We start from the raw sequence: 26,995 nt of genomic DNA on the forward strand, positions 1-26,995 counted from the left end.
CGAGAGCCTCCCTATGCGTCTGGCCACCTACTTCGCCGATAGCCGTGAAATCGTCGGCGTCGTCCTCGACGACGGCGTGATTGACCTCGAAGTCGCCTTCGCCGCCGCCGGGATCGGCACTCCGCCGGCGGACATGCTGGCCCTCATTGCGGGAGGCCCGACGGTACTGGGCGACGTGCGCAAGGCTCTCGCCGCGGCGACCGGCAATGCGGGCGCAGCGCGTCGGCCGCTGTCGAGTGTCCGGCTGCTGGCACCGATTCCGCACCCGCGTAAAAACGTCTTCTGCGTCGGCCGCAACTACAAGCTCCACATCGAAGAGGGCGCCCGGGCGCGCGGCGTCGAGCCGTCCTTCCCGACGGTGCCGGAGTTCTTCTCGAAGCCGCCGACGACGGTGATCGGCCCGGACGCGGAGGTTCGGCTCGACTCCGAGCTGACGAAGCAGCTCGACTACGAAGTGGAACTCGCGATCGTCATCGGCACGACCTGCCGCGACGTGGCGCCGGAGGGCGTCGACGACGTGATCTTCGGCTACACCATCGCCAACGACGTGACGGCGCGCGACCTGCAGCGCGCCCACGGCCAGTGGTTCAAGGGCAAAGGCCTCGACACCACCCTTCCGTGCGGCCCCTGGATCGTCACCAAGGACGCCTTCGGGGATCCGGCCTCGCACCGCCTGTCGCTGACAGTCAACGGCGAGGGCCGCCAGGATTCGACGATCGCCGACATGCTGTTCGACTGCCGCGAGATCGTCGTCAGCCTCTCGGCCGGCCTGACGCTGGAGCCGGGTGACATCATCTGCACGGGCACACCGTCCGGGGTCGGCCTCGGGCTGTCGCCGCAATCCTTCCTGAAGCACGGCGACGTCGTCGAATGCGAGATCGACGGCATCGGCCGCCTGCGCAACCGCGTCGTCGAAGCGCGGCGCTCCTGACGCCATGAAAGCCATACTCATCCGCGAGACGGGCGGGCCCTCGGTTCTGGAATGGTCGGAGGTGCCGACGCCGCGACCGGCGCCCGGCGAGGTCCTTGTGCGCGCCGAGGCGATCGGCGTGAACCGGCCGGACGTACTGATCCGCAAGGGGGAATACCCCTGGATGCCGCCGCTTCCGACGATCCCCGGCATCGAGATGTGTGGTGTCGTCGCCGAGGTCGGAGAGGGGGTGACGGCACTCGCCGCGGGCGATCGGGTCGTCGTCAGCGCCCGCGACCTGCCGACGCGCGGCGGCTGCTATGCGCGATACGTCGCCGTGCCCGCCGCAGCCGCCTATCCGGTGCCGGAGGGCTGCGATGCCGCTGCCGCCGCCTGCCTCGCGAACTACCAGGTCGCCCATCTGTTGCTGACGGAGGCCGCGCGGGGAGCGACGGTCCGCTCGGTCTACGTCGCCGCCGCGTCCGGCGGTATCGGCAACGCCCTGGTCGAACTCGCCCACGCCGCCGGCCACCGCGTCGTCGCGGGCGTCGGCAGCGCTGCCAAGGTGGAGGCGGTCGCGAGGCTCGGTGCGGATGCGGTGATCGTAACGTCGGAGGTCGACGCGGTGCAGGGCATCCTCGCCGCCACGGCTGGGCGAGGGGTCGATCTCGTCCTCGATCCGATCGGCGGCCGGACACTGGCGGGAATGTTCGGCGCGCTCGCCCCCTTCGGCCTCGTGGTTTCCTACGGACGCCTGGCCGGCCGCAAGCAGGAGGACATCTACGAGGCGATGTTCCTCCACCAGACCCGAAACCCGGGCTTCCGCCTGTTCACGATGCATGCCTTCGACGGCGCCAACGAAACACGCCGGGACGCCCTCCGGCATTTGCTCTCGCTATTGGCGAAGGGCAGCATCGCCCCCCAGGTGGCCGCGCGGCTGCCGCTGGAAAAGGCCGCTGAGGCGCACGCCTTGATGGAGTCGCGGACGATCGTCGGCAACATCGTGCTGATCCCCTAGACCAGTTGGTACGTCCCTCTCCGGCGCTTGCTCGTGGGCGTCGGGAGACGGCGGCGAGCGTCGTGGCGCGGTCGTGGAGGCCGAAGGGCTTGGACAGGACGCAGACGTTGAGCATGGCGTCCGAGGGATCAACCGCATAGCCCGTCACGAGGACGGTTGGTGGGCGCTGGGACGGGGAAGGCCCTCTGTCGGCGGACGCCTTAGTGAAGTCGTGGAACTTTATCGCCCCTCGACCGTTTTGCACCGCAACGGGAGGACGTTCCATGTCGGCGGCGACAATCACGCACCTGGCGGCGGCGCGGCGGGTCAAGACGACAGTTCGGCAGGACGCGACAACGCCTGGCGTCTGGCGCGTGGAAGCCGTGGACTACAGCGCAAGCGGCACCGCGCAGATTGCAGTGTTTGTGGGTGGCGACGCCGAGACGCGGGCGCGGGAGTACGCGCTCTGGAAGTACCGGTTGACCTGATAGCGTCCCGCTGTCGGCGTTCTCCGTCGTGGCCAATAGCCGGGCAACGTCGCCCGGCGATGCGAGATGAAACGTCGCCCGGCGATGCGAGATGATTGGTGCCGCGAGGCCGCAGTCTTGGTAGTTTCTGTAGCTCTGGATTCCAAAGGCCGCCTGCTTTTCGGTGTACGGCGCAAGTAGTGACTGATGCCGGCGTCGAGCCATTAGCAGTGTTCCAACAGTTATTTGTCCGACGGCGCCCGAGTTATCTTGCCGATCTTATTGTTCTATGACCTGTCGGGATTGCAATGCGCTGTTCATTGGCGCATAGTGAACATTGGGGCGGCGACCAACCGTGAATGGAAGTCGCCGACTGATCTCCGGTTGCCGCAACTGACCCTGAGGAGCGCCCAGAAATCCGCGCAAGCGGCTGGGCGCCCCTGCCTCGTGTTTGCGGCGGCACCATTTTGGGCGCCGCGTCGCGGCTGGCCGCGTGCTGGATGATCCCGCACGTCACCGCAATCAATCCGGACAAGCACGTCCGCGGAAAGGCCGTGTTTTGGCAGCTCTCATGCGGCAACTCTTCGGCAGGTCGGCGCAGCCGCCGTGGAGCAACGACGAGGCGATCCGCGAGGAGCTCTTCAGCGCCGAGCGCCTCGAGGAACACGCCCGCAGCCTCGCGCGTGCGCAGCCGGTGCTGTTGCAGTCGGACGAGGGCAGGCCACTCGCCGGGCGGCTCGCCGACAATGGCGTCGTGCTTCTCTCAGCCTATCGGACGATCGTCCAGGCGGTCGACGAGGGTCGCGCCATAACGCCGGCGGCCGAGTGGCTGATCGACAACTACCATCTGGTCGAGAGGCAGGTCCGCGAGATCCGCTCCGACCTGCCCCCCGGTTACTACCGCGAACTGCCGAAGCTCGCCGCAGGACCGTTTGTCGGCTACCCGCGCGTCTTCGGCATCGCCTGGGCGTTCGTGGCACACACCGACAGCCGCTACGACGGCGACATGCTGCTGCGGTACATGCGCGCCTACCAGGAGGTGCAGCCGCTGACGATCGGCGAGCTGTGGGCGCTCTCGATCACCTTGCGGATCGTTCTCGTCGAGAATCTTCGCCGGCTCGCCCAGCAGATCGTCGACAACCGCGCCGCCCGCCAGCTTGCCGATCTCCTCGCCGACCGCCTGCTCGGTGTCGGTGGTCACGTCGCCGAGCCGGTGTCGGTCGTCTTCGCAGACCATGAGACCGGGACGCTGTCGGAGCCGTTTGCGGTGCAACTGCTGCACCGGCTGCGTGACCAGGATCCGCGCATCACGCCGGCGCTGACCTGGCTCGACCGGCGCCTCGACGAGCAGGGGGCGACCGCCGACAGTGCGGTCCGTGATGTCCACCGTCGCCAAGGCGCCTCGAACGTTTCGGTGCGCAACATCATCACCAGCATCCGGATGATCGCCGAGGTCGACTGGACGCTGCACTTCGAGGACATCAGTCTCGTCGATGCGGAACTCGCCTCCGGCAGTGCGTTCGGCGAGATGGATTTCCCGACTCGCAACCTCTACCGCAGCGCCATCGAGGACCTCGCTCGCGGCTCCGGCCACACGGAACTCGAGATCGCGCGTGCTGCCGTCGCAGCCGGACAGGAACATCGCGGCGACGGTGAGGCACCGGCGGACCCGCGCCGCAGCGATCCTGGCTATCACCTCATCGCCGGCGGTTACGATGCCTTCGCAAAGTCAATGGGCTATCGCCGGCCGCTGCGGCGCTGGCCTGTCGGCCTCAATCGGGCGTTCGGCATCAGCGGCTATGTCGCGGCCAGCGGCTTCCTCGCCGCGATCCTGCTGGCGATCCCGGTCATCGCCCTGGTCTCCGCCGGGACCTCCGTAGGCTTGCTCGTCCTCCTCGCCGTGCTCGGCGCCGTCCCGGCCATCGACGCCGCCGTGGCGCTCGCCAACCGGTTCGTCGCCTTCGGCTTCGGCGCGAAGCCGTTGCCCGCCCTCGAGCTGCGCGATGGCATCCCTGCCACAATGCGCACGCTGGTGGCGGTGCCGACGATGCTGACGACGCAGGCGGCGATCGACGAACAGATCGAGCGCCTGGAGGTGCATTATCTCGCGAGCCCGGAGGGCGACCTGCACTTCGCGCTGCTGTCGGACTTCACCGATGCGGCGACCGAGCACGTCGAGGGGGACGAGGCCCTGCTGGCGGCGGCGGCGGCCGGCATCGCCCGGCTCAACCGGCGCCACGGCCCGGCGGAAGGCGGCGCGCGCTTTCTCATTTTCCATCGCCGTCGCGTCTGGAGCGAAAGCGAGGGGCGCTGGATCGGCTGGGAGCGCAAGCGCGGCAAGCTGCACGAGCTGAACCGACTGCTGCGGGGAAGCGGCCCGACGACCTTCGTGGACATCGACGGTGCGGCGCCGTCGCCACCGGCGGGCATCCGCTATGTCGTCACGCTCGACAGCGATACGCGCCTGCCGCGCGACACGGTTCGCCGGCTCATCGGCAAGATGGCCCACCCGCTGAACCGCCCGCGCTTCGACGCGCCGGCGGGCCGGGTGGTGGAGGGCTACGCGGTGCTGCAGCCGCGGGTGACGCCGTCGCTGCCGGTCGGGCGCGAGGGATCGCTGTTCCAGCGGATCTTCTCGAGCATCAGCGGGATCGACCCCTATGCCGCCGCTGTATCCGACGTCTACCAGGACCTGTTCGGCGAGGGCTCCTACGCCGGCAAGGGCATCTACGACGTCGACGCCTTCGAGGCGTCGCTCGCCGGGCGGGTGCCCGACGGAGCGCTGCTCAGCCACGACCTGTTCGAGGGTGCCTTCGCCCGCGCCGGACTCGCCTCCGACGTCGAGGTCGTGGAGGAATTTCCCGCCCGCTACGACGTCGGTGCGATGCGACACCACCGCTGGGCGCGCGGCGACTGGCAACTGCTGCCCTGGATCCTCGGCTGCGGCCCGCAGACCCCCGGGGCAGACGGGGCGCGTGGGGACGTGCCGCGGATCGGCCGCTGGAAGATGCTCGACAACCTGCGGCGCACCGTCTCCGCGCCGGCCGCCGTCGCGGCCCTGCTCGCCGGCCTGCTGCTGCCGCTTGGCGCCGCGGTGGTGTGGACCGTTTTCGTGCTCGCGACGATCGTGCTGCCGACGCTCATCCCGCTTGTCGCCGCCATCGTGCCGCGCCGTTCGGGCATCACCATCTCTAGCCACACCCGTGCCTTCTCGAGCGACCTGACGCTGGCGCTCAGTCTTTCGGCGCTGATCATCATCTTCCTGGCGCACCAGGCGTGGCTGATGGGCGATGCCATCCTGCGCACCCTGTGGCGGCTGTTCGTCAGCCGCCGCCACCTTCTCGAATGGATACCTGCGGCGCAGGTGGCGAGTGGGCCCGGCCTCGGGCTCGCCGGAACCTATCGCCGCATGGCCGGCGCGCTGGTCATCGCCGCCGCCACCGTTCTCGTCGCCTGGGTCTCGGGGCAGGGGACCTGGGTGCTGGCGGTGCCGCTGGCGGCCCTCTGGGCGTTGTCCCCGGCAGTTGCGGTGTGGGTCAGCCGGGCCCCGCACGCGGCCGGGCAGGTGGCCGTTTCCGATGCCGAAGCCAGGGCCCTGCGGCTGACGGCGCGCCGGACCTGGCGGTTCTTCGAGACGTTCGTCACGGCCGAGGATCGTTTCCTCCCCCCCGACAATTTCCAGGAGGACCCGGCCCCCGTCATCGCCCACCGCACCTCGCCGACCAACATCGGCCTCTACCTGCTCTCTGTGGTGAGCGCGAACGACTTCGGCTGGATCGGCAGAGCTGACGCGGCCGAGCGCCTGGAGCGGACGCTCGGCACGATCGCCGAGATGGAGCACTTCAGGGGCCACCTCTACAACTGGTACGACACCCGCGACCTGCGTCCGCTCGACCCGCGCTACGTCTCGTCCGTCGACAGCGGCAACCTCGCCGGGCACCTCATCGCGCTTGCCAACGCGCTGCGGCAGTGGCGCACCGACGCCGCCCCGACCACGGCGCTCGCCGGCATCGTCGACGCCCTGGAACTGACGCGCCTGCAGGCGATCGCGCTGAAGGACGGGCGACGCACGCAGACCGTCACCCTGCCGCAGTTCGAAGCGGCCCTCGCTGCCCTGGTCAGCGCCGTCGCTGCCGTGCCGGATCGGGATGCAGACCTCGTCGCGTCGCGCCTCGCGGCACTCTCCGGCGAGGCGGAGACGGTGGTCGACATCGCCAATGCCCTCGCCATCGAGCGCGGCGACGACAGCGGTGCCGACATGCTGTTCTGGGCGCGGGCGGTTCTCGCCTCGATCGAATCCCAGCGCCGCGACATCGCCATGCCGGCGGTCGAGGGGTCTGCGTTCGAGGCCCGCCTCGCCGACCTCGAGGCGACCGCCCGCGCCATGGCGCTCGCGACGGAGTTCGGCTTCCTGCTCGACCCCGACCGGCATCTCCTGTCGATCGGCTACCTCGTCCCCGAGGCGATGCTCGACGCCAACTGCTACGATCTGCTCGCATCCGAGGCCCGGCTCGCGAGCTTCCTTGCGATCGCCAAGGGCGACGTTCCTGCCCGCCACTGGTTCCGCCTGGGTCGCAGCGTCACACCAGCGTCCCATGGTGCCGCTCTCGTCTCCTGGTCCGGCTCGATGTTCGAGTACCTGATGCCGTCGCTCGTCATGCGCGCCCCGGCCGGAAGCCTGCTCGAGCAGACCAGTCGGCTGATCGTCCGCCGCCAGATCGACTACGCCGCTTCACTGAAGCTGCCCTGGGGCATATCGGAATCCGCCTACAACGCCCGGGACATCGAATATACCTATCAGTACTCGAACTTCGGCGTTCCCGGTTTGGGACTGAAGCGCGGCCTCGGCGAGAACCGGGTGATCGCACCCTACGCGTCGGCGCTCGGCGCGATGGTCGATCCGCGTGCGGCCGTCGCCAACTTCGGCCGGCTTTCCGACGCCGGCGCCTGCGGGCGCCACGGCTTCTATGAAGCACTCGACTACACGCCGGGCCGAGTGCCGGACGGCGAAGGGGTGGCGATCGTCCGGTCCTTCATGGCGCACCACCAGGGCATGAGCATCGTCGCCATCGCCGATGCGATCTTCGGCGGCCGCATGCGCTCACGCTTCCATTCCGAGCCGGCGATCCAGGCGACGGAACTGCTCCTGCAGGAACGCCCTCCGCGCGACGTCTCGGTGGCCCAACCTTGGGAGGTGGAGACCACCGCGGTTGCCCGCATTCACGAGCCCGAAGCCTCCGGCGAGCGCCGCTTCATGCACGCCACGCAGCCGACGCCCGCGACGCTGCTTCTGTCGAACGGCCGCTACACGAGCCTCGTCACCGCGGCGGGCTCCGGTTTCAGCCGCTGGGGAGACCTCGCGATCACCCGCTGGCGCGAGGACGCCACCTGCGACGACTTCGGCTCCTACGTCTTCCTGCGCGACGTGCGCAGCGGCGACGTCTGGTCGGCGGGAGCGCAGCCGATTGGTGTCGAGCCGGACAGCTACTCCGTCGTCTTCAACGAGGACCGCGCCGTCTATGCGCGCCACGACGGCACGCTCACCACGACGATGGAGGTGATCGTCTCGTCGGAAGACGACGCCGAGGTGCGCCGCATCTCGATCACCAATGCCGGCAGCCGGGTGCGCGAGGTGGAGGTCACCTCCTATGCCGAGCTCGTGCTCGCGCCACAGTCTTCCGATGTCGCCCATCCGGCCTTCTCCAAGCTCTTCGTCGAGACCGAGTACCTCCCGGCCGTCGGGGCCGTCCTGGCGACCCGCCGCCGTCGCGCGCCGTCGGAGCCCGAGGTCTGGGCCGCCCATCTCTCCGTCGTCGATGGGCAGGTGGTCGGGCGGCCGGAGATCGAGACCGACCGCGCCCGCTTCCTCGGCCGCGGCAACGGCGTCCGCACGCCGATCGCGGTGATCGACGGCCGCCCGCTGTCGAACACCGTCGGCACCGTCCTCGATCCGATCTTCGCGATGCGTCGTCGCGTGCGCGTGGCGCGGGGCGCGACGGTCCGGGTCGATTTCTGGACAGTGGTCGCCTCGACCCGCGCCGCGGTACTCGACCTCGTCGACCAGCACCGCGACACCACCGCCTTCGGGCGGGCGGGTACGCTCGCGTGGACGCAGGCGCAGGTGCAGTTGCATCACCTCGGCATCGACGCCGGCGAGGCCGGTCTCTTCCAGACGCTCGCCGGTCACGTCGTCTATGCCGCCCCGGCGATGCGCCCGTCCTCCGACACGATCCTGCGGGGCGCCGGAGCCCAATCCGGGCTTTGGGGGCAGGGGCTCTCCGGCGACCTGCCGATCGTCCTCGTGCGGATCAGCGACATGGACGGCCTGAGCTTCGTGCGCCAGCTCCTGCAGGCACACGAGTACTTCCGGATGAAGCAGCTCGCCGTCGACCTCGTCATCCTCAACGAGCGCGCCTCGTCGTATGTTCAGGACCTGCAGGTGGCGCTTGAAGGCGCGGTCCGCACAAGCCAGTCACGGCCGCGCACCAGCGGCGGTCCGCCGGGTCGCGTCGTCGTGTTGCGGGCCGACCTGATCCCGGCCGAGACGCGCAGTCTGCTCGCCGCCGTGGCGCGGGTGGTGCTCGTCGCCCAGCGCGGCAGCCTCGTCGACCAGATCAACCGCGTCGCCGCGATCAGCGGACCGGCGAAGAGCGTCGTCACCAAGCGCCCCCGAGACGACGGGCCGATCCCGCCGACGCCGATGCCCGTCCTGGAGTTCTTCAACGGCCTCGGCGGCTTTGCCGATGCCGGCCGTGAGTACGTGACGATCCTCGGCCCCGGGCAGTCGACGCCGGCACCCTGGATCAACGTGATCGCAAATCCTGCCTTCGGCTTTCAGGTGGCGACCGAGGGCAGCGGCTATACGTGGTCTGTCAACAGCCGGGAGAACCAGCTGACGCCGTGGTCGAACGATCCCGTCGCCGACCGTTCCGGCGAGGTCATCTACCTGCACGACGACGAAACCGGCGACCTGTGGTGTCCCACCGCGCTTCCGATCCGTGACGAGCGGGGGACCTATGTCGCCCGGCACGGGCGCGGCTACAGCCGCTTCGAGCACACTCGGCACGGCATCGCGGCCAACCTCCTGCAGTTCGTGCCGCTCGACGCACCTGTGAAGATCTCGCGGCTGACGCTCCGAAACCAGTCGGCGCGGCCCAGACGCATCTCGGTGACGTCCTATGTCGAATGGGTGCTCGGCGCCTCGCGCTCGGCGACGCTGCCGTTCGTCACGACCGAAATGGACGCCGCCACCGGCGCTATGTTCGCGCGCAATCCGTGGAGCGCCGCCTTCGGTTCGCGCGTCGCCTTCGTCGACCTCGGGGGGCGGCAGGAGGACTGGACGGGCGATCGCCGCGCCTTCGTCGGCCGCAACGGCACACTCGCGGCGCCGGCTGCACTCTCGGGCGGCGCGCGCCTCTCCGGCGCCGTCGGCGCGGGCCTCGATCCCTGTGGCGCACTGCGCACCACGGTGGAGATTCCCGCCCATGGCCGTGCCGAGATCATCGTTGTGCTCGGCGAGGCCGCCGACGCCGACGAGGCCCGCAGCCTGATCGCGCGCTACCGGACGGCCAGTCTCGATGGTGTACTCGCGGAGATTGGCCGCCACTGGGACGACGTCCTCGGCGCGGTGCAGGTGAAGACGCCGGACCGGCCGATGGACATCATGCTGAACGGCTGGCTGCTCTACCAGACGATCGCCTGCCGCGTCTGGGCGCGCTCGGCCTTCTACCAGGCGAGCGGCGCCTACGGCTTCCGCGACCAGCTGCAGGACGGGATGGCGATCGTCGGCACGCGCCCCGCGATGGCGCGCGCCCACCTGCTGCGTGCCGCCGGCCGCCAGTTCGTCGAGGGCGACGTGCAGCACTGGTGGCTGCCGCATTCCGGACAGGGGGTGCGCACGCGCATCTCGGACGATCGCGCCTGGCTCGCGTTCACCGTCGCCCACCACGTCGTCGCTACCGGTGACGCCAGCGTTCTAGACGAGACCTTACCCTTCCTCGAAGGCCAGCAGCTCGAGGCCGGTGAGCACGACGCCTTCTTCCTGCCGACCATCGCGGACGAGACCGCCTCGCTCTACGAGCACTGCGCCCGCGCCCTCGACCACAGCCTCGCGGTCGGCGCGCACGGCCTGCCTTTGATCGGCACCGGCGACTGGAACGACGGCATGAATCGCGTCGGCGAGGCCGGCCGCGGCGAAAGCGTCTGGCTCGGCTGGTTCCTGCACGCGGCGCTGGAGGCGTTCGCGCCCTTCGCCGAGGCCCGCGGCGAGCCGGAGCGCGCCGCCGTCTGGCGCTCCCACATGGTCGCCTTGCGCACCGCCATCGAGCGGGAGGCTTGGGATGGCGACTGGTACCGGCGCGGCTTCTTCGACGACGGCACGCCGCTCGGCTCGGCGGCGAGCGAAGAGTGCCGCATCGACTCGATCGCGCAGTCGTGGGCGGTCCTGTCGGGCGCCGCCGACCCGGACCGGGCCACCCTCGCGATCGCCTCGCTCGACCGCGAGTTGATCCGCCACCGGGACGGACTGGCGCTCCTGTTCACGCCGCCCTTCGACAAGACGGCGCTCGATCCCGGCTACATCAAGGGCTACCCGCCCGGCGTGCGCGAGAACGGCGGGCAGTACACCCACGCCGCCACCTGGTCGGTGATGGCGTTCGCCGCACTGGGCGACGGTGATCGGGCGGCCGGGCTGTTCTCGCTGCTCAACCCGATCAACCACGCCCGCCGGCGGGCGGACGTCCTGCGCTACAAGGTCGAGCCCTACGTCGTCGCCGCCGACGTCTATTCCGCCGGCCCTCACGTCGGACGCGGCGGCTGGACCTGGTACACCGGCTCTGCGGGCTGGATGCAACGGGCGGGTGTCGAGGCGATCCTCGGTCTGCGCATCGAGGGCGACGTGCTCCACCTCGACCCGTGTATTCCCAAGACCTGGCCGGGCTTCGAGATGTGGGTCCGGCATGGCACCGCGCGCTACCGGATCGTCGTCGAGAACCCGGATGCGACCGGCCGCGGCGTCCGAAGCGCCTCGCTCGACGGCAAGCCGGTCGAAGTGCGGCCCTTGCGTGTGGGCCTCGTCAAGGATGGAGGGGCCCACGACATCCACGTGGCGCTCGGTTGAAGCTCCAAGCCGGCCACAGGCGGTGTTCAAGACGATGCTACTGGAAGGGGTCGATCCGCTGCCATGGCAGGGGACTCACCTTCGACAATTGCACAGGTACATCGTGGAAATTGCGACTGGCTTCTCCAACTTCAAGCATCGGGCGCAGTGGGTTGTGCGTTCATTGTCATTGGCAGAAACGGCTGCCGACGTCAGCGCTCCGTCGCCGCCTCAAGCCTGTATCCGACACCAGACTCCGTTCTGATGTGTTCGGCATCGCCGCCTCCCAGTTTCTGGCGTAGCTGGCGGATATAGACACGCAGATACTGTGTGTCGTTGGCATGGGCAGGTCCCCAGACGGCGGTGAGGATCTGGCGATGCGTCAGCACCATCCCGACGTGGCGGGCGAGCAGCGCCAAGAGATCGAACTCACGGGCCGTCAGGTGCACCTCGGCGCCAGCCTTGGTGACGCGATGACGGGCGATGTCGATCTCGATGTCACCTGCCTGGACCACAGCAGGCTCGCCGCGCCGCTGTCGGCGATGGCGCAGCGCCGCGCGCAGGCGCGCCATCAGTTCACCGACGCCGAAGGGCTTGTTGACGAAGTCGTCGGCGCCGAGGTCGAGGGCCTCGATCTTCTCGGCTTCGCGGTCGCGGGCCGACAGCACGACGATCGGCACGTCGGAGAAGGCGCGGGCGCGCCGGATCACCTCCTTGCCGTCCATGTCCGGCAGGCCGAGGTCGAGGACGACGATGTCGGGTGCGCGGGCAGCGATCGCCCGGAGCGCCGCGGCGCCGGTCTCGACGGACTCCACCGCATAGTCGTTGGCGGCGAGCGCGGGTGTGAGGAAGCGGTGGATCGCCGGCTCGTCGTCCACCACCAGCACCGTCGAAGTCGATCCGGTCATCGCGCGGATTCCGGCAACGGCAGCCGCAGGGTGATGCGCGCTCCGCGCGCCCCGTCCACCGGACTCTCTGCCCCGACGCTTCCCCCGTGTGCTCCGAGGATCCCCTTGGCGATGGCGAGACCGAGCCCGGAGCCGTGACCGCCGTCGCCGGCGTGCCACTCGGCGCGCACGAACTTTTCGAACACGTGCGGGAGTACGTCGGGGGCAATGCCGGGGCCGTCGTCGGTGACCCTCACCACAGCCATATCATCCTCGACGCTTAGCGCCACGACGATGTGGGCCTCGGCGCCCGCGTACTTGACGGCGTTGCCGACGACGTTCGCGACGGCCTGCTCGACGAGGCTCGGGTCGGCGCGCACGAGCGGCAGCGACGGCTCCACCGTCACCGCGATCGGCTGGCGGGCGCCGCGCCGGCGCGCCTGTTCGGCGACGCGGCCGGCAATCTCGCCGAGGTCCGTCCAGTCCCGTCGGAGCTCGAGGCCGCCGGCCTCCAGACGCGTCATCGACAGGAGGTTGCGGACCATCGCGTCGAGGTGTTCCGCCTCCTCCTTCACCTGCGCGAGCAGGTCTCGCCGTGCCGGCTCGTCCATGCGGGATCCGTAGTCGATGAGGCTGGTCGCGGCGCCGAGGATGGAGGCGAGCGGCGTGCGGAAGTCATGGCTGATCGAGGCGAGCAGGATGTTGCGCACGCGTTCCGTTTCCGCTGCTGTCCGGGTGGCGGTGATCTCGCGCGACAGCATGGCACGATCGAGCGCCACCGCCGCTTGGTCGATCAGTGTGTCGAGCAGCGCCCTCCGCTCACCGTCGAGGGGCACACCGTCCGCCGCCGCGGCCACGCCGACGACACCGAGGCGGCGGCCGGAGGCGGTCAGCGGCAGGAACAGCCACGGCGCGCTCGGCAGCGTGCCGGTGTCCGCGCCGGCCGTCTCGCCGCGCTCGTAGGACCAGCGCGCGGCGATCTGGGAGGCGGTGTCGAGAGTGTCCTCCGGCGGCCAGGCGGCGACGATGGCAAGTTCGCCCTCACGGGCGAGGAGCAGCACGATGCCCCGGCCCATCACCGCCTGCATCGCCGTGGCGGCCGCCTCAGCGACGCCGGCCTCGTCGGCGAGCGCGGAGAGCTTGCGGGTGAACTCGTAGAGCCGGCGCGTCGCCCGGACGCGCTGCACGGCGGCCGTCGCCTGCTCGCGGGCGACGCCGGCGATGGCCGAGATCGAGACGGCGATGACGAGGAAGATCGTCAGCGCCAGGAGCTCGTGCGGTTGCGCGACGGTGAAGGTGTGGAACGGGCTCGTGAAGAAGAAATTGTAGGCGAGGAACGACAGCACCGAGGCGAACACCGCCGGCCAGACGCCGAACAGGATCGCCGGCACGACGACGGCGAGCAGGAACAGCATGGACACGTTCGGCAGCGCCACCACCGTCGCCAGCCCCTGGCCGATCACAGCGGCGACGGCGACCCCGGCGGCGGCGACGACGTAGCCCCGGAGGGGGCGGATCGGAGGCAGCAGGCGGTGCCACGCCAGGCGGCGCACGCTCTCGGTGCCGGTTGTGACGACCTGCACGGCGATGCCGTCGGCGCGGCGGACGAGGGCATCCGACAGCGGCCGCCGTCCGAACGGCGCGAACCGGTTCGGGCGGGCGCGCCCGACGACGATCTGCGTGATGTTCTCGAAGCGGGCGAAGTTCAGGATCTCCGTCGGCAGGTCCGTGCCGACGAGGGCGCGCGTTTCGGCACCGAGGCTCTCGGCGAGGCGGAGCGCGGCGTCGAGGCGCGAGCGGTCGGCATCGTCGATGCGGGCGCTCGGGCGCTCGACGGTGACGGCGAACCAGGGGGCGCCGAGCAGGTCGGCGATCCGCTTGGCATGACGGATCAGGCCTTGGGCGGCCTCGTCCGGCCCGATGCAGACGAGGATGCGTTCGCCCGCCGCCCATGGGCCACCGATGGCGGCGCCCTGCATCTGCTCGATGAGATCGCGGTCGACCGTGGAGGCGACGCGGCGGAGCGCCAGTTCCCGCAGCGCCGTGAGGTTCGAGGGCTTGAAGAAGTTCTGCACGGCGCGTGCCGCCGTGTCGGCGACGTAGACCTTGCCGTCGGCGAGGCGCTGCAGGAGTTCGTCCGGCGGCAGGTCGACGAGCACGATGTCGTCGGCCTCATGCAGCGCCGTATCGGGCACCGTCTCGCGCACCTGCACGCCGGTGATGCGCTGCACGACGTCGTTCAGGCTCTCGAGGTGCTGGACGTTCAGTGTCGTCCAGACGTCGATGCCGGCGGCGAGCAGGTCCTGCACGTCCTGCCAGCGCTTCGGGTGACGGCTGCCGGGCACGTTCGAGTGGGCGTACTCGTCGACGATCAGCAGCCCCGGCCGGCGGGCGAGCGCTCCCTCGAGGTCGAACTCGGCGACGAGGCGGCCGCGGTAGGCGACCATCTTGCGCGGCAGCACCTCGAGGCTGTCGAGCAGCGCCTCGGTTTCCCGTCGCCCGTGCGTCTCCACCAGTCCGACGACGACATCGCGGCCGCCCTGGCGGGCGCCCTGCGCCGCCTGCAACATGGCGAAGGTCTTGCCGACCCCCGGTGCCGCCCCGAGGAATACCCGCAGCTTGCCGCTCCCCTCGCGGCCGGCGAGGGAAAGCAGGGCGTCGGGCGAGGCGCGGGTCGGGTCGAGGGGGGCCATGGCGGCTGACGGTTCGCGGCGAAGAGATCAGGGCCGCAGGCTATCGAGTTCGAGGTTGAGGCGCAGCACGTTCACGCGCGGCTCGCCGAGAAGGCCGAACGTCCGTCCCTCGACGCTGCGGTCGACCAGCGCGCGCACGTCCGCTTCCGGCAGGCCACGGGCGGCGGCGACCCGCGGCACCTGGGCGAGCGCCGCCGCCGGCGACAGGTCCGGATCGAGTCCGCTGCCCGATGTGGTCACAAGGTCTGCCGGCAGGGGACCTTCGACGCCCTCCGCGCGCAGCCGCGCCACGTCGGTGGCGATGCGGTCGGCGAGCCTGGCGCTTGTCGGGCCGAGGTTCGAGCCCGACGAGGCGAGGCCGTCGTAGCCGGCGCCCGCCGCCGACGGCCGCGGGTGGAACCAGGTCTCGCCGGCGAAGGGCTGGCCGATCAGGGCCGAGCCGACGATGCCGCCGCCGCGCTCGATCAGGCTGCCGTTTGCGGCCGTCGGGAACACCGCCTGGGCGATGCCGGTGACCGCGAGCGGGTAGAGCAGACCGGTGAGGATGGTGAAGGCGGCGAGCAGCACGATCGCCGGCCGCAGCTGGGAAACGAGGGTCATGACTTTGCTCCGTCAGGCGAGGCCGAGGGCGGTGACGACGAAGTCGATCACCTTGATGCCAACGAACGGCACGAGGACGCCGCCGAGGCCGTAGATCGTCAGGTTGCGGGCGAGCATCGCGCCGGCGTCGACGGCGCGGTAGCCGACGCCGCGCAAGGCAAGTGGGATCAGCGCCACGATGACGAGGGCGTTGAAGATCACCGCCGAGAGGATGGCGCTCTCCGGCGTCGCGAGGCCCATGACGTTGAGGACGCCGAGTTCCGGGATGGTCGCGATGAACAGCGCCGGGATGATCGCGAAGTACTTCGCCACGTCGTTGGCGATCGAGAAGGTCGTCAGCGCGCCGCGCGTCATCAGGAGCTGCTTGCCGATCGCGACGATCTCGATGAGCTTCGTCGGGTCGGAATCGAGGTCGACCATGTTGCCGGCCTCGCGCGCCGCCTGGGTGCCGGACTGCATGGCGACGCCGACGTCGGCCTGGGCGAGGGCAGGGGCGTCGTTGGTGCCGTCGCCGCACATCGCCACCAGCCGGCCGCTCGCCTGTTCGGTGCGGATGTAAGCGAGCTTGTCCTGCGGCGTCGCCTCGGCGATGAAGTCGTCGACACCGGCTTCTGATGCGATCGCCGCCGCCGTCACCGGGTTGTCGCCGGTCACCATGACGGTGCGGATGCCCATGCGGCGCAGTTCGGCAAAACGCTCCTTGATGTCCGGCTTGACGACGTCCTTGAGGTGGACGACGGCCAAGAGCCGATCGCCCTCGCAGAGCGCGAGCGGCGTGCCGCCCGAGCGGGCGATGCGCTCGACGGCGGCGGCGAAGGCCGGCGGCTCAGGCAGCGTGCGCCCGGCGGCGTCGCCGACGAAACGGCGCACCGCGTCGACCGCGCCCTTGCGGATGCGCCGGCCGCCGAGGTCGACACCGGAGAGCCGCGTCTGGGCGGAGAAGGTGATGAACGTCGCGGCGTCCGCGGCGAGCGTCGGCGGGGCGATGCCGGTGCGCTCGGCGACGAGCTTGACGATCGAGCGGCCCTCGGCGGTCTCGTCGGCGAGGCTCGCGAGCAGCGCGGCCTCGGCAGCAGCCCCCTCGTCGACGCCCGGCATGGCGACGATCTCGGTCGCCATGCGGTTGCCGAAGGTGATGGTGCCGGTCTTGTCGAGCAGCAGCGTGTCGACGTCGCCCGCCGCCTCGACGGCGCGGCCGGACATGGCGAGCACGTTGTGGCGGATCAGGCGGTCCATGCCGGCGATGCCGATCGCCGACAAGAGGCCGCCGATGGTCGTCGGGATCAGCGTGACGAACAGCGCCGCCAGCACGGGCACGGGGATGTCGGTGCCCGAATAGGCGCCGAGGCCGGTGAGCGACACGACCGTGATCAGGAAGATGAGCGTCATGCCGGCGAGCAGGATGGCGAGCGCGATCTCGTTCGGCGTCTTCTGCCGCTCGGCGCCCTCGACGAGGGCGATCATGCGGTCGAGGAAGGAGGAGCCGGCCGCGGCGGTGATGCGCACCACCAGCCAGTCGGAGATCACCGTGGTGCCGCCGGTAACGGCCGAGCGGTCGCCGCCCGCCTCGCGGATCACCGGCGCGGATTCGCCGGTGATCGCCGCCTCGTTGACCGAGGCGATGCCCACGACGATCTCGCCGTCGCCGGGGATGAGGTCGCCGGCCTCGACCAGCACGTGGTCGCCGACGGTGAGGTCGAGCGCCGACACCGGCTTCCACTGGGCCCAGTCGCTCGGCTTCGCCAAGCGCTTGGCGGTCGTCTCGGTGCGCGCCTTGCGCAGCGAATCCGCCTGGGCGCGCCCGCGCCCCTCGGCGATCGCCTCGGCGAAGTTGGCGAACAGCACGGTGAACCACAGCCAGGCGGCGACCTGGCCGGTGAAGCCGGCGGGGGCGCCGGAGACGAGATCGCGCAGGAACAGCACGGTGACGAGCACCGCGACGACCTCGGTGACGAAGATCACCGGGTTCTTGACGAGCTTGGCCGGGTTGAGTTTGGCGAGCGCATCGAGGGCGGCGCGGGCGACGAGGTCGCCCGACACCATTGGAGAGGTTGCTTTGGAGGACATGACGAAGGGAGCTCCGTTGCCGGCCCTTCGAAGGGCCAGACGCCAGAAGGAAACCGAGGTCGACGGGCCTCAGAAGGTCTTGCCGGCGAGCATCTGCACCTGCTCGGCGATCGGGCCGAGGGCGAGCGCCGGGAAGTACTGCAGGCCGCCGAGGATGAGGATCACGCCGACGAGCAGGCCGACGAATAGCAGGCCGTGCGTCGGGAAAGTGCCGGTGGAGGCGGTGGCGCGCGTCTTCGCCGCCAGCGAGCCTGCGATCGCCATCATCGGGACGATGGTGGCGAAGCGGCCGGCGAGCATGCCGAGGCCGAGCGTGGTGTTCCACCACGGCGTGTTCGCCGACAGCGAGGCGAACGCCGAGCCGTTGTTGCCGGCGGCCGACGAGTAGGCATAGAGGATCTCGCTCAGCCCGTGCGGGCCGGCGTTGCCGAGGCCGGCGAGTGCCACCGGCAGTACGGCCGCCACCGCCGAGAAGCCGAGAATCGCCGTCGGCAGGATCAGGATGGCGAGCACCGCCATCTTCATCTCCTTCGCCTCGATCTTCTTGCCGAGATATTCGGGCGTGCGGCCGACCATCAGGCCGGCGACGAACACCGCGACGATCGCCATCACCAGCATGCCGTAGAGCCCGGAGCCGACGCCGCCCGGCAGAATCTCGCCGAGCTGGATCAGGAACAGCGGCACAAGCCCGCCGATCGGCGTGAAGGAGCCGTGCATGGCGTTCACCGCGCCGCACGACAGGCCCGTCGTCACCGCCGCCCACAGCGCGGAGAGCGCGAGCCCGAAGCGGACCTCCTTGCCCTCCATGTTGCCGCCGGCGACATCGAGGCCGGCGCCGGCGAGCATCGGCGTGCCGGCGGCCTCGGCCCAGTAGGCGATGCCGACGCCGGCGAGGAGGATGACGCCCATCGCGACGAGAATCGCCCGGCCCTGCCGGCGGTCGCCGACGAGGCGGCCGAAGGCGAAGACGAGGGCCGTCGCCACCACCAGCATCTGCCAGGTCTGGACAAGATTGGTCAGCGCCGACGGGTTCTCGAAGGGGTGCGCGGCATTGGCGTTGAAGAAGCCGCCGCCGTTGGTGCCGAGCTGCTTGATCGCCACCTGCGAGGCGACCGGCCCGAGGCCGAGCGTCTGCTGGCCGCCCTCGATCGTCGTCACCTCCACCGAACCCTGCAGCGTCTGCGGCATGCCGAGGGCGACGAGCGCGATCGCCGTGACGAAGGCGAGCGGCAGCAGCACGTAGAGGGTGGAGCGCGTCACGTCGACGAAGAAGTTGCCGACGCCGGCCGCCTTCGACCGCGCGAAGCCGCGCACCAGGGCGATGGCGAGCGCGAGGCCGGTCGCCGCCGACAGGAAGTTCTGCACCGTCAACCCGGCCATCTGGCTGAACAGGCTCATCGTCGCCTCGCCGGCGTAGGCCTGCCAGTTGGTGTTGGTGACGAAGCTGACGGCGGTGTTGAAGGCGAGGTCGGGCGGCACCGCGGCGTAGGCAAGGGGGTTCAGCGGCAGCACGCCCTGCAGGCGCAGGATGGCGTAGAGCAGCACGAAGCCCGCCGCGTTGAAGGCGAGCATCGACAGCGTATAGCCGAGCCAGCCCTGCTCGCGCGCCGGATCGATGCCGGCGAGGCGGTAGAGCCCGCGCTCGAGCGGGCCGAAGAGGGGGGTGAGCAACGTGCGCTCGCCGGCGTACACGCGCGCCATCAGCGCGCCGAGGGGCGCGGCGGCGACGAGCACGAGGGCGAACAGCAGCGCGATCTGCAGCCAGCCGTTCAGGGTCATGGCGGGGGGCCTTCTGTGGTTTGTCAAAAAGGTTGCGTCCCCTGCGGCCGAACGGCGGGGGCGAGGTCATTCACAGTGCTGAGGCGGCTGTCAGAAGTGCTGTGGCCACAGCAGGGCGGCGACGAGGTAGAGGGCGAGCAGGGCTGCCGTGCCGCCGCCGAAGACGAGATCGAACATGGTGTCGCTCAGGCGCCTGCCGCCCAGCGGGCGTACAGTGACAACACCGCGAAGGCACCGAGGCCGAGTACCAAGAAGAAGAGGTCTGACATGATGTTTCCAATGCCACACAGGACAGTGGAAACATCAGTCAGAGTGACATAAGAAATCCATGCCAATTGAGGGTCGGCGAAATAAAGAAAAAATAAAGATCACTTATGCGCGCTACGTCGCATTTTTCAGGCAGTGCAGGGGCATCACGATTCCGGCGGGATGAAGCTGCAATACGTTAGGCGGAGCCGCGGCTGCGGCTGACATCTAAGGCGCGAGCCCCTCGCGTGGCGTCGTTCGGCGTCGGCGTGAACAGCTTGCGATGATGCTCGACCAGCAGTTGACGGATCGCCGAAGTTGGCAGTTTGCCCTGGAGCGAGGGTGGCGTAACGTCGGATCAAGAACAATTACAGATTGGGAGGATCGATGCTCAGCGATCCATTCGACCGTCGCAGCGTGCTTGCGCTGGCCGGGACGCTGGTGCTGGTGTCCACGACCGGGACCCAGGCCAAGATTCGGTCCGATTCAGCGATCCGCTTCGGCCTGACGCCCGTCTTCCTGACCTCCGACCTTGAACTGCTAGGCCGGCTCGAGGCCTATTTGCAACGCGCCACCGGCTCGCCCGTTGCTCTGGTGACGCGGCGTACCTACCAGGAGATCACGGCGCTGCTCGTCGCGGGCGAACTGGACGCCGCCTGGATCTGCGGCTTTCCGTTCGTCGCCCACCGCGATGCGCTGCAACTCGTCGCCGTGCCGCTGTGGCGGGGGCGGCCGCTCTATCAGGCCTACCTGATCGTTGCCTCCGATCGCGCCGCCAGCAGCCTCGCCGACCTGCGCGGCGACGTGCACGCCTTTTCCGACCCGGACTCCAACTCCGGCTTCCTGCAGACGCGGGCCGCTCTCGCCGAAGCGGGCGAGCGGCCGGACGGCTTCTTCTCCCGCACGCTGTTCACCTATGGCCACCGCAACGTCATTCGTGCGGTGTCCTCGGGGCTCGCGGCGTCCGGGTCCGTCGACGGCTACGTCTACGAGGTGGTTTCGGAGCTCGAGCCGCGGCTGACGGAGGGAACGCGCATCCTGCGGGCGTCCGAATGGCTCGGCTTCCCGCCGATCGCCGCGCCGCGCCAGCCTCCCGATCCCGGTCGCCTCGCGGCCCTCACCTCGGCGCTGCTGGCGATGGCCGACGAGCCGGAGGGACGTGCCGTGCTCGGCATGCTGAGGCTCGACGGGTTCGCCAGCGAGCCGCCATCGCTGTTCGACGCCATCGCTGCGAAGGCCGCCCTCGTCGCTGCCGCCGGATGAAGCTGATGCGGCTCGATCCCCGCACCTGGCCGATCACCCTCAAGGTTCCGCTCGCCGTGGCGGCGTTGATGGTGCTGGTCGGCGTCGTGCTGTCGGAACGAGTCATGGCGCGCCTCGCCGACACGCAGGAACGACACCTGCGCGATCTCGCCCAGGGCTACCTCGACGGCCTGTCGTCCTCACTCGCGCCGTCGATCCTGCGCGACGATCCATGGGAGGTTTTCGATGCGCTCGAGCGGGCCCAGGAGCTGAACAAGGGCCTGCACCCGGTCGAGGCGGTGGTCACCGGTGCGGACGGGCGGGTCATCGCGGCATCGGATCCGCGCCGGTACCCGATCGGCGCCGTGCTGCCGCCACCCGACGCCGTGCCGGACGGCCGCGACTTCGGCTTCGACCCGGGCGGCGAGACGGCGAGCGCCGTGCGCGTGCTCGCCTATCCCGGTCGCGCCGTCGGTGTCATCCGCACGACCTTCGACACCCGTCATCTCGCCGCGGAACGGCGGCAGGTGCTGGCGACGCTGGCCGCGACGAACGGACTGCTGACGCTGCTGCTCGCAGCCGGTGGTTGGCTGATGGTGTCGGTGATGATGCGGCCCGTGCGGGTGCTGTCACGTCATCTCGGCCGGGAGGGGGAGACTGCCCCCACGCCCATACCGGACGCGGTAGTGGCGCGCACGCGCGGCGAATTCGGCAACCTGTTCCGCCGCCACAATGCGCTCGTCCGCTCGATGGCCGAGCGCGAGGACCTGTCGCGCCGCCTCGCCGAGGAGGAGCGCCTCGCGAGCCTCGGCCGCCTCGCCTCGGCCGTCGCGCACGAGATCAACAATCCACTCGGGGGAATGCTGAATGCGCTCGCGACGCTGAAGACCCACGGCCATCTGGCACACGTGCGCGCCGGCTCGATCGGGCTCATCGACCGCGGCCTCCTCGGCATCCGCGACGTCGTGCGCACCATGCTGACACTCTACCGCGCCGACGATGCCGCCCGGCTCCTCACCTCCGGCGACTTTTCCGATCTCCGGCTGCTGGTTGCGGCCGAGGCGCGCCGGCGGTCGGTGACGGTGAGTATCTCGCCCTGCGACTGCCGGCAGATCCCGCTGCCGAGTACCCCCGTCCGCCAGGCGACGCTGAACCTCCTGCTCAACGCCGTCGCGGCGGCGCCGCCGGGCTCGGACGTCAGCCTCGCCGTCGACTGCGGCACAGGTGCCCTGTCACTGGCGATCGCCGACAGGGGCGCCGGCATGCCTGCCCATGCAGTGGCGACGCTCTCCGGGCCGGCCGAGGGGCCGCCGCTAGCGCGCGGTGGCGGGCTCGGTCTGTGGACTACTCGGCGGCTGCTCGACGACCTCGGAGGACGGGCCGACGTCGAATGCCCCCCCGGTGGCGGGACGATCGTCCGGCTGCGCTTTCCGCTCCGCCCGCGCGAGGACTTCGCCCATGTCGCCTGACGACCAGCGCATCGTCGGCCTCGTCGAGGACGACCCGATCATGGGCGAGAGCCTCGTCCAGCGCCTCGCTCTGGAAGGCATCACGGTGCGCTGGTGGCAGCGCGGCCGCGACGCCCTCGACGCGATGGCGTCGGCGCGGGTCGATGCGGTGGTCTGCGACATCCGCCTGCCCGATCTCGATGGCGAGACCCTGTTCCGGCACGCCGCGCGCACGGCAGGGGCGCCGCCCTTTCTGTTCATCACTGGTCATGCCGATATCGACCAGGCCGTGCGCCTGATGCGGGCGGGCGCCGCCGACTACGTCACCAAGCCGTTCGATATCGCCGACTTCCTCGTCCGTCTCGGCGACCTTATGCCGGCCCGCACTCCCTCGGACGCGCCCGTTCTCGGCGTCTCCGCCGCGATGCTCGAGGTGGAGCGGCTGCTCCGCCGGCTCGCCCGGATCGGCTCGACGGTGCTGATCACCGGCGAGACGGGCACAGGCAAGGAGGTCGCGGCGCGCTTCCTGCACGCCAGCTCAGAGTCGGCCGGCCGCCCATTCATGGCGGTGAACTGTGCGGCGATCCCGGCGGATCTCCTGGAAAGCGAGCTGTTCGGCCACGAGAAGGGGGCCTTCACCGGCGCCGCGCAACGCCACCTCGGCTATGCCGAGCGGGCGAGCGACGGCGTGCTCTTCCTCGACGAGATCGGCGAACTCCACCCCTCGCTGCAGGCGAAGCTGCTGCGCCTCGTCGAGGAGCGCTCGTTCCACCGCGTCGGTGGCGAGAAGCCGATCGCCTTCCGCGGGCGGCTGATCGCGGCAACCAACGCCGACCTACCGATCCGCGTCGAGGACGGCCGCTTTCGCGCCGACCTCTTCTACCGCATCAACGTCGTCTCGGTGCGGATGCCGCCCTTGCGCGAGCGGGTGGACGACATCCCCTGGCTGATCGAGCGCTTCTTCGCCGAGAGCGCGGCGAGCCTCGACACGACGCTGCGCGGCGTCGGTGCGCTGGCCGAGGAGGCGGCGCGCGGGCATGCCTGGCCCGGCAACGTGCGCGAACTTCGCAACCGCGTGGAGCGCGCCGTCGCGCTGGGCCTAGGCCCGTGGATGGTACCCGCCGATCTCTTCCCCGAGATGCCAGATATCTCGGGTTCGGACGCCTTGCCGAGCCTCGAGGATGCGCGACACGCGGCAGAGCGCCGCCACATCCTGCGGGCGCTGTCGCAGACGAACGGCGAGATCGCCGCCGCTGCCCGCCTGCTCGGCGTTGGCCGCACGACATTGTGGGAGAAGATGCGCCGCTTCGGCATCGCCGGCGAGGGCTGAGACGCACCCGCAAGGGAATCGCCGGGGCGTTCGACATCCCGAACCGACGGCGCTGCATCATGTTCGGATTTCCGGACAGTCGGCTCTGGCGCTTCCCGTCCCGCAGCTCACAACCGACTGATATCGATTAGGTTTCTGGACTGGCAGGCCTCCTGCAAAGCGAGCCGTGATCCGTTCGGATCCAACGTCTCCTGGGAGGAAGTCCATGAAGAGGTGCAACAACCTCGTCGACGTCGGGCGCCGTCGATTCCTGACCGGCGCCGGTGCCGCCACTGCCGGTGCGGCCGCCGCCGCGATGATGCCGACACCCGCCAAGGCGGCGCCGACCGCAGCACTCGTCAAGTATCCCGCCGACCGCCTCGCCAATCTCTCGGACCTGAAGGTCGACGAGCCCTTCGCCGTCGCCTATCCGGATGACGACGCGCCGGGCGTTCTCATCAAGCTCGGCACGGCCGTGCCGGGCGGCGTCGGCCCCGACGGAGACATCGTCGGGTTCTCGACGGTCTGCCCGCACAAGGGCTTTCCCCTCAACTTCCACGTCTCCGATCGCACCCTGAACTGCCCCGGCCACTATTCGCGCTTCGACTGCGAGAAGGGCGGCCAGCAGGTCTGGGGCCAGGCGACCCAGAACCTTCCGCAATACGTGCTGCGCGTCGACGAGAAGGGCGACGTCTACGCCGAAGGCGTCGACGAGCTTCTCTACGGCCGCCTGTCGAACGTGCTCTGAGGGGAGACGAACATGGCCTACAAGCGCCAGATCGGCCGCCTGCCGATCATCCCGGCCGACGCCAAGGTTCAGACCGTCGTCTGCCACTACTGCATCGTCGGCTGCGGCTACAAGGCCTACAGCTGGGACGCCCGCTACGAGGGCGGCACCGCCCCGGCGGACAATGCCTTCGGCGTCGACCTGTCGAAGCAGCAGCCGGCGGAGACCGCCGCCTGGTACGCGCCGTCGATGTACAACCTCGTCAAGCAGGACGGGAAGGACGTCCACCTCGTCATCAAGCCCGACAAGGACTGCGTGGTGAACTCCGGCCTCGGCTCGGTGCGCGGGGCGCGCATCGCCGAGATGAGCCATTCGCGCCAGCGCAACACGCAGCTGCAGCGCCTCACCGATCCGCTCGTCTGGCGCTATGGCCAGCTGCAGCCGACGAGCTGGGACGATGCCCTCGACCTCGTCGCCCGCGTCACCGCCGCGGTGATCGCCGAGCAGGGTGAGGACGGCCTGTTCGTCTCCGCCTTCGACCATGGCGGCGCCGGTGGCGGCTACGAGAACACCTGGGGCACCGGCAAGCTCTACTTCCAGGCGATGAAGATCAGGAACATCCGCATCCACAATCGCCCGGCCTACAATTCGGAAGTTCACGGCTCGCGCGACATGGGCGTCGGAGAGCTCAACAACGCCTATGAGGACGCCGAGCTCGCCGACACCATCGTCGCCGTCGGCACGAATGCGCTGGAGACGCAGACCAACTACTTCCTGAACCACTGGGTCCCGAACCTGCGCGGCGCCTCGGCGGCCAAGAAGCAGGCGGAGTTCGGCGACGAGCCGGTCGACCGCGCCCGCGTCGTCATCGTCGACCCGCGCCGCACCGTCACCGTCAACGCCTGCGAGGTCGAGGCCGGCAAGGACAACGTGCTGCACCTTGCCATCAACTCCGGCACCGATCTCATCCTGTTCAACGCCTGGCTCACCCATGCGGCGGAGAAAGGCTGGGTCGACCGCGACTTCATCGAGGCTTCAACGACGGGCTTCGACGCGGCGGTGGCGGCGAACAAGGTGACGGTGGCGGAGGCGGCCGCAGCGACCGGGCTGTCGGAGGGCGACATCGTCAAGGCGATCACCTGGATCGCCGAGCCGAAGGCGGGCGGCGCTCGCCGCCGGACGATGTTCGCCTACGAGAAGGGCCTGATCTGGGGCAACGACAACTATCGCACCAACCAGGCGCTGGTGAATCTCGCGCTCGCCACCGGCAACATCGGCCGGCCCGGCGGCGGCTGCGTCCGCATGGGCGGCCACCAGGAGGGCTACTCGCGCCCGGCCGACGGCTTCATCGGCCGGCCGGCGCCCTATGTCGACAAGCTGCTGATCGAGGGCAAGGGCGGCGTCCACCACGTCTGGGCCTGCGACCACTACAAGACGACACTCAACGCCATGGAGTTCAAGCGCGTCTACAAGAAGCGCACCGACCTCGTGAAGGATGCCATGAGCACCGTGCCCTACGGTGACCGCGGCGCCATGGTCGAGGCGATCATGGGGGCGATCCGCCAGGGCGGGCTGTTCGCCGTCGATGTCGACATCGTGCCGACGAAGATCGGCGAGGCGGCGCACGTCATCCTGCCGGCCGCCACCTCGGGGGAGATGAACCTCACCTCAATGAACGGCGAGCGGCGAATGCGCATCACCGAGCGCTACATGGACCCGCCCGGCCAGGCGATGCCGGACTGCCTGATCGCCGCCCGCCTCGCCAACAACCTCGAGCGCGTGTTCACCGAGATCGGCAAGCCGGAGGTCGCCACCAACTTCAAGGGCTTCGACTGGAAGACCGAGGAGGACGCCTTCATGGACGGCTACCACGCCCATGAGAAGGGCGGCGAGTTCGTCACCTACGAGCGGCTGCGCGCGATGGGGACGAACGGCTTCCAAGAGCCGGCGACCGGCTTCGAGGATGGCAAGATCGTCGGCACCAAGCGGCTGTTCACCGACGGCAAGTTCAACAAGCCGGACGGCAAGGCGACCTTCGCCGAGACGCAGTGGCGCGGGCTGCAGGCGCCCGGCAAGCAGGCCGAGAAGGACAAGTTCGCCTTCCTCATCAACAACGGCCGCGCCAACCTCGTCTGGCAGAGCGCCTATCTCGACGTCGAGAACGAACTCGTCATGGACCGCTGGCCTTACCCCTTCATCGAGATGCACCCGGACGACATGGTGGAACTGGGGCTCGGCGAGGGCGATCTCGTCGAGGTCTACAACGACAACGGCTCCACCCAGGCGATGGCCTATCCGACGCCGACGGCGAAGCGGAAGCAGGCCTTCATGCTGTTCGGCTACCCGAGCGGCGTGCAGGGCAACGTCGTCTCGGCCGGGGTAAACGAGTTCGTCATCCCGAACTACAAGCAGACCTGGGGCGACATCCGCAAGATCGCCGATGCCCCGGAAGGTGTCCGGCACATCACCTTCAAGTCTAAGGAATATATTGCTTGAGTTAGACTCTGCGGCGGGCCATTGGCCCGC

Annotated in this window: 14 protein-coding genes; 9 read left to right on the forward strand and 5 right to left on the reverse strand. The window is 69.7% G+C overall.

Annotated elements, in window-relative coordinates; genetic code table 11:
• The first annotated feature begins 13 nt into the window (after window positions 1–13).
• The 4 genes from RUR49_RS10565 to RUR49_RS10580 all read left to right on the forward strand — a co-directional run bounded on the left by RUR49_RS10565 (window position 14) and on the right by RUR49_RS10580 (window position 11,492).
• The gene (locus tag RUR49_RS10565) at window positions 14–931 is read left to right on the forward strand and encodes a fumarylacetoacetate hydrolase family protein (RefSeq protein WP_409146317.1); all 918 of its coding nucleotides are present in this window, start codon (window positions 14–16) and stop codon (window positions 929–931) included.
• A gap of 4 nt (window positions 932–935) precedes the next feature.
• Window positions 936–1,928, forward strand: coding sequence for a zinc-binding dehydrogenase (locus RUR49_RS10570; RefSeq protein ID WP_409146318.1), 993 nt, complete (start codon window positions 936–938; stop codon window positions 1,926–1,928).
• Window positions 1,929–2,191: 263 nt separating this feature from the next.
• Window positions 2,192–2,395: a hypothetical protein gene (locus RUR49_RS10575; protein ID WP_409146319.1), complete on the forward strand. Its 204-nt coding sequence runs from the start codon at window positions 2,192–2,194 to the stop codon at window positions 2,393–2,395.
• Between the two features lie 550 nt (window positions 2,396–2,945).
• On the forward strand, window positions 2,946–11,492 hold the full coding sequence (locus tag RUR49_RS10580; protein ID WP_409146320.1) for a GH36-type glycosyl hydrolase domain-containing protein: 8,547 nt from the start codon (window positions 2,946–2,948) through the stop codon (window positions 11,490–11,492).
• Window positions 11,493–11,683: 191 nt separating this feature from the next.
• Here the strand turns inward: RUR49_RS10580 and RUR49_RS10585 are convergent, their stop codons facing one another.
• The 5 genes from RUR49_RS10585 to kdpA all read right to left on the reverse strand — a co-directional run bounded on the left by RUR49_RS10585 (window position 11,684) and on the right by kdpA (window position 19,497).
• Window positions 11,684–12,379, reverse strand: a complete 696-nt coding sequence (locus RUR49_RS10585; RefSeq protein WP_409146321.1) for a response regulator — start codon at window positions 12,377–12,379, stop codon at window positions 11,684–11,686.
• The gene (locus RUR49_RS10590) at window positions 12,376–15,051 is read right to left on the reverse strand and encodes a DUF4118 domain-containing protein (protein ID WP_409146322.1); all 2,676 of its coding nucleotides are present in this window, start codon (window positions 15,049–15,051) and stop codon (window positions 12,376–12,378) included. Before RUR49_RS10590 ends, RUR49_RS10585 begins: the two co-directional genes overlap by 4 nt.
• Window positions 15,052–15,078: 27 nt before the next feature.
• A complete protein-coding gene (kdpC, locus tag RUR49_RS10595) occupies window positions 15,079–15,651 on the reverse strand; it encodes a potassium-transporting ATPase subunit KdpC (RefSeq protein WP_409146323.1) in 573 nt (190 codons plus the stop codon).
• 12 nt (window positions 15,652–15,663) lie between these two features.
• Window positions 15,664–17,718 (reverse strand): potassium-transporting ATPase subunit KdpB, encoded by a 2,055-nt coding sequence (gene kdpB / locus RUR49_RS10600; protein ID WP_409146324.1) that lies wholly within the window; start codon window positions 17,716–17,718, stop codon window positions 15,664–15,666.
• Between the two features lie 69 nt (window positions 17,719–17,787).
• On the reverse strand, window positions 17,788–19,497 hold the full coding sequence (gene kdpA, locus RUR49_RS10605; RefSeq protein WP_409146325.1) for a potassium-transporting ATPase subunit KdpA: 1,710 nt from the start codon (window positions 19,495–19,497) through the stop codon (window positions 17,788–17,790).
• Between the two features lie 633 nt (window positions 19,498–20,130).
• Here kdpA and RUR49_RS10610 point away from each other — a divergent pair.
• The 5 genes from RUR49_RS10610 (at window position 20,131) to RUR49_RS10630 (ending at window position 26,965) form a co-directional block, all read left to right on the forward strand.
• A complete protein-coding gene (locus tag RUR49_RS10610; RefSeq protein ID WP_409146326.1) occupies window positions 20,131–21,006 on the forward strand; it encodes a PhnD/SsuA/transferrin family substrate-binding protein in 876 nt (291 codons plus the stop codon).
• 5 nt (window positions 21,007–21,011) lie between these two features.
• On the forward strand, window positions 21,012–22,454 hold the full coding sequence (locus RUR49_RS10615; RefSeq protein WP_409146327.1) for a sensor histidine kinase: 1,443 nt from the start codon (window positions 21,012–21,014) through the stop codon (window positions 22,452–22,454).
• Window positions 22,444–23,763 carry a sigma-54-dependent transcriptional regulator gene (locus RUR49_RS10620; protein ID WP_409146328.1) on the forward strand — a complete coding sequence of 440 codons (1,320 nt, stop codon included), beginning with the start codon at window positions 22,444–22,446 and terminating at the stop codon, window positions 23,761–23,763. The genes RUR49_RS10615 and RUR49_RS10620 overlap by 11 nt, the downstream gene beginning before the upstream one ends.
• A 205-nt stretch (window positions 23,764–23,968) precedes the next feature.
• Window positions 23,969–24,490: an arsenate reductase (azurin) small subunit gene (locus RUR49_RS10625; protein WP_409146329.1), complete on the forward strand. Its 522-nt coding sequence runs from the start codon at window positions 23,969–23,971 to the stop codon at window positions 24,488–24,490.
• A 12-nt stretch (window positions 24,491–24,502) separates the two neighbouring features.
• Window positions 24,503–26,965 carry an arsenate reductase (azurin) large subunit gene (locus RUR49_RS10630; protein ID WP_409146330.1) on the forward strand — a complete coding sequence of 821 codons (2,463 nt, stop codon included), beginning with the start codon at window positions 24,503–24,505 and terminating at the stop codon, window positions 26,963–26,965.
• Window positions 26,966–26,995: the final 30 nt, after the last annotated feature.

The organism is Pseudoxanthobacter sp. M-2 (assembly GCF_046156265.1).
In the GTDB taxonomy this organism is placed as follows: Bacteria; Pseudomonadota; Alphaproteobacteria; order Rhizobiales; family Segnochrobactraceae; genus CAMDHY01.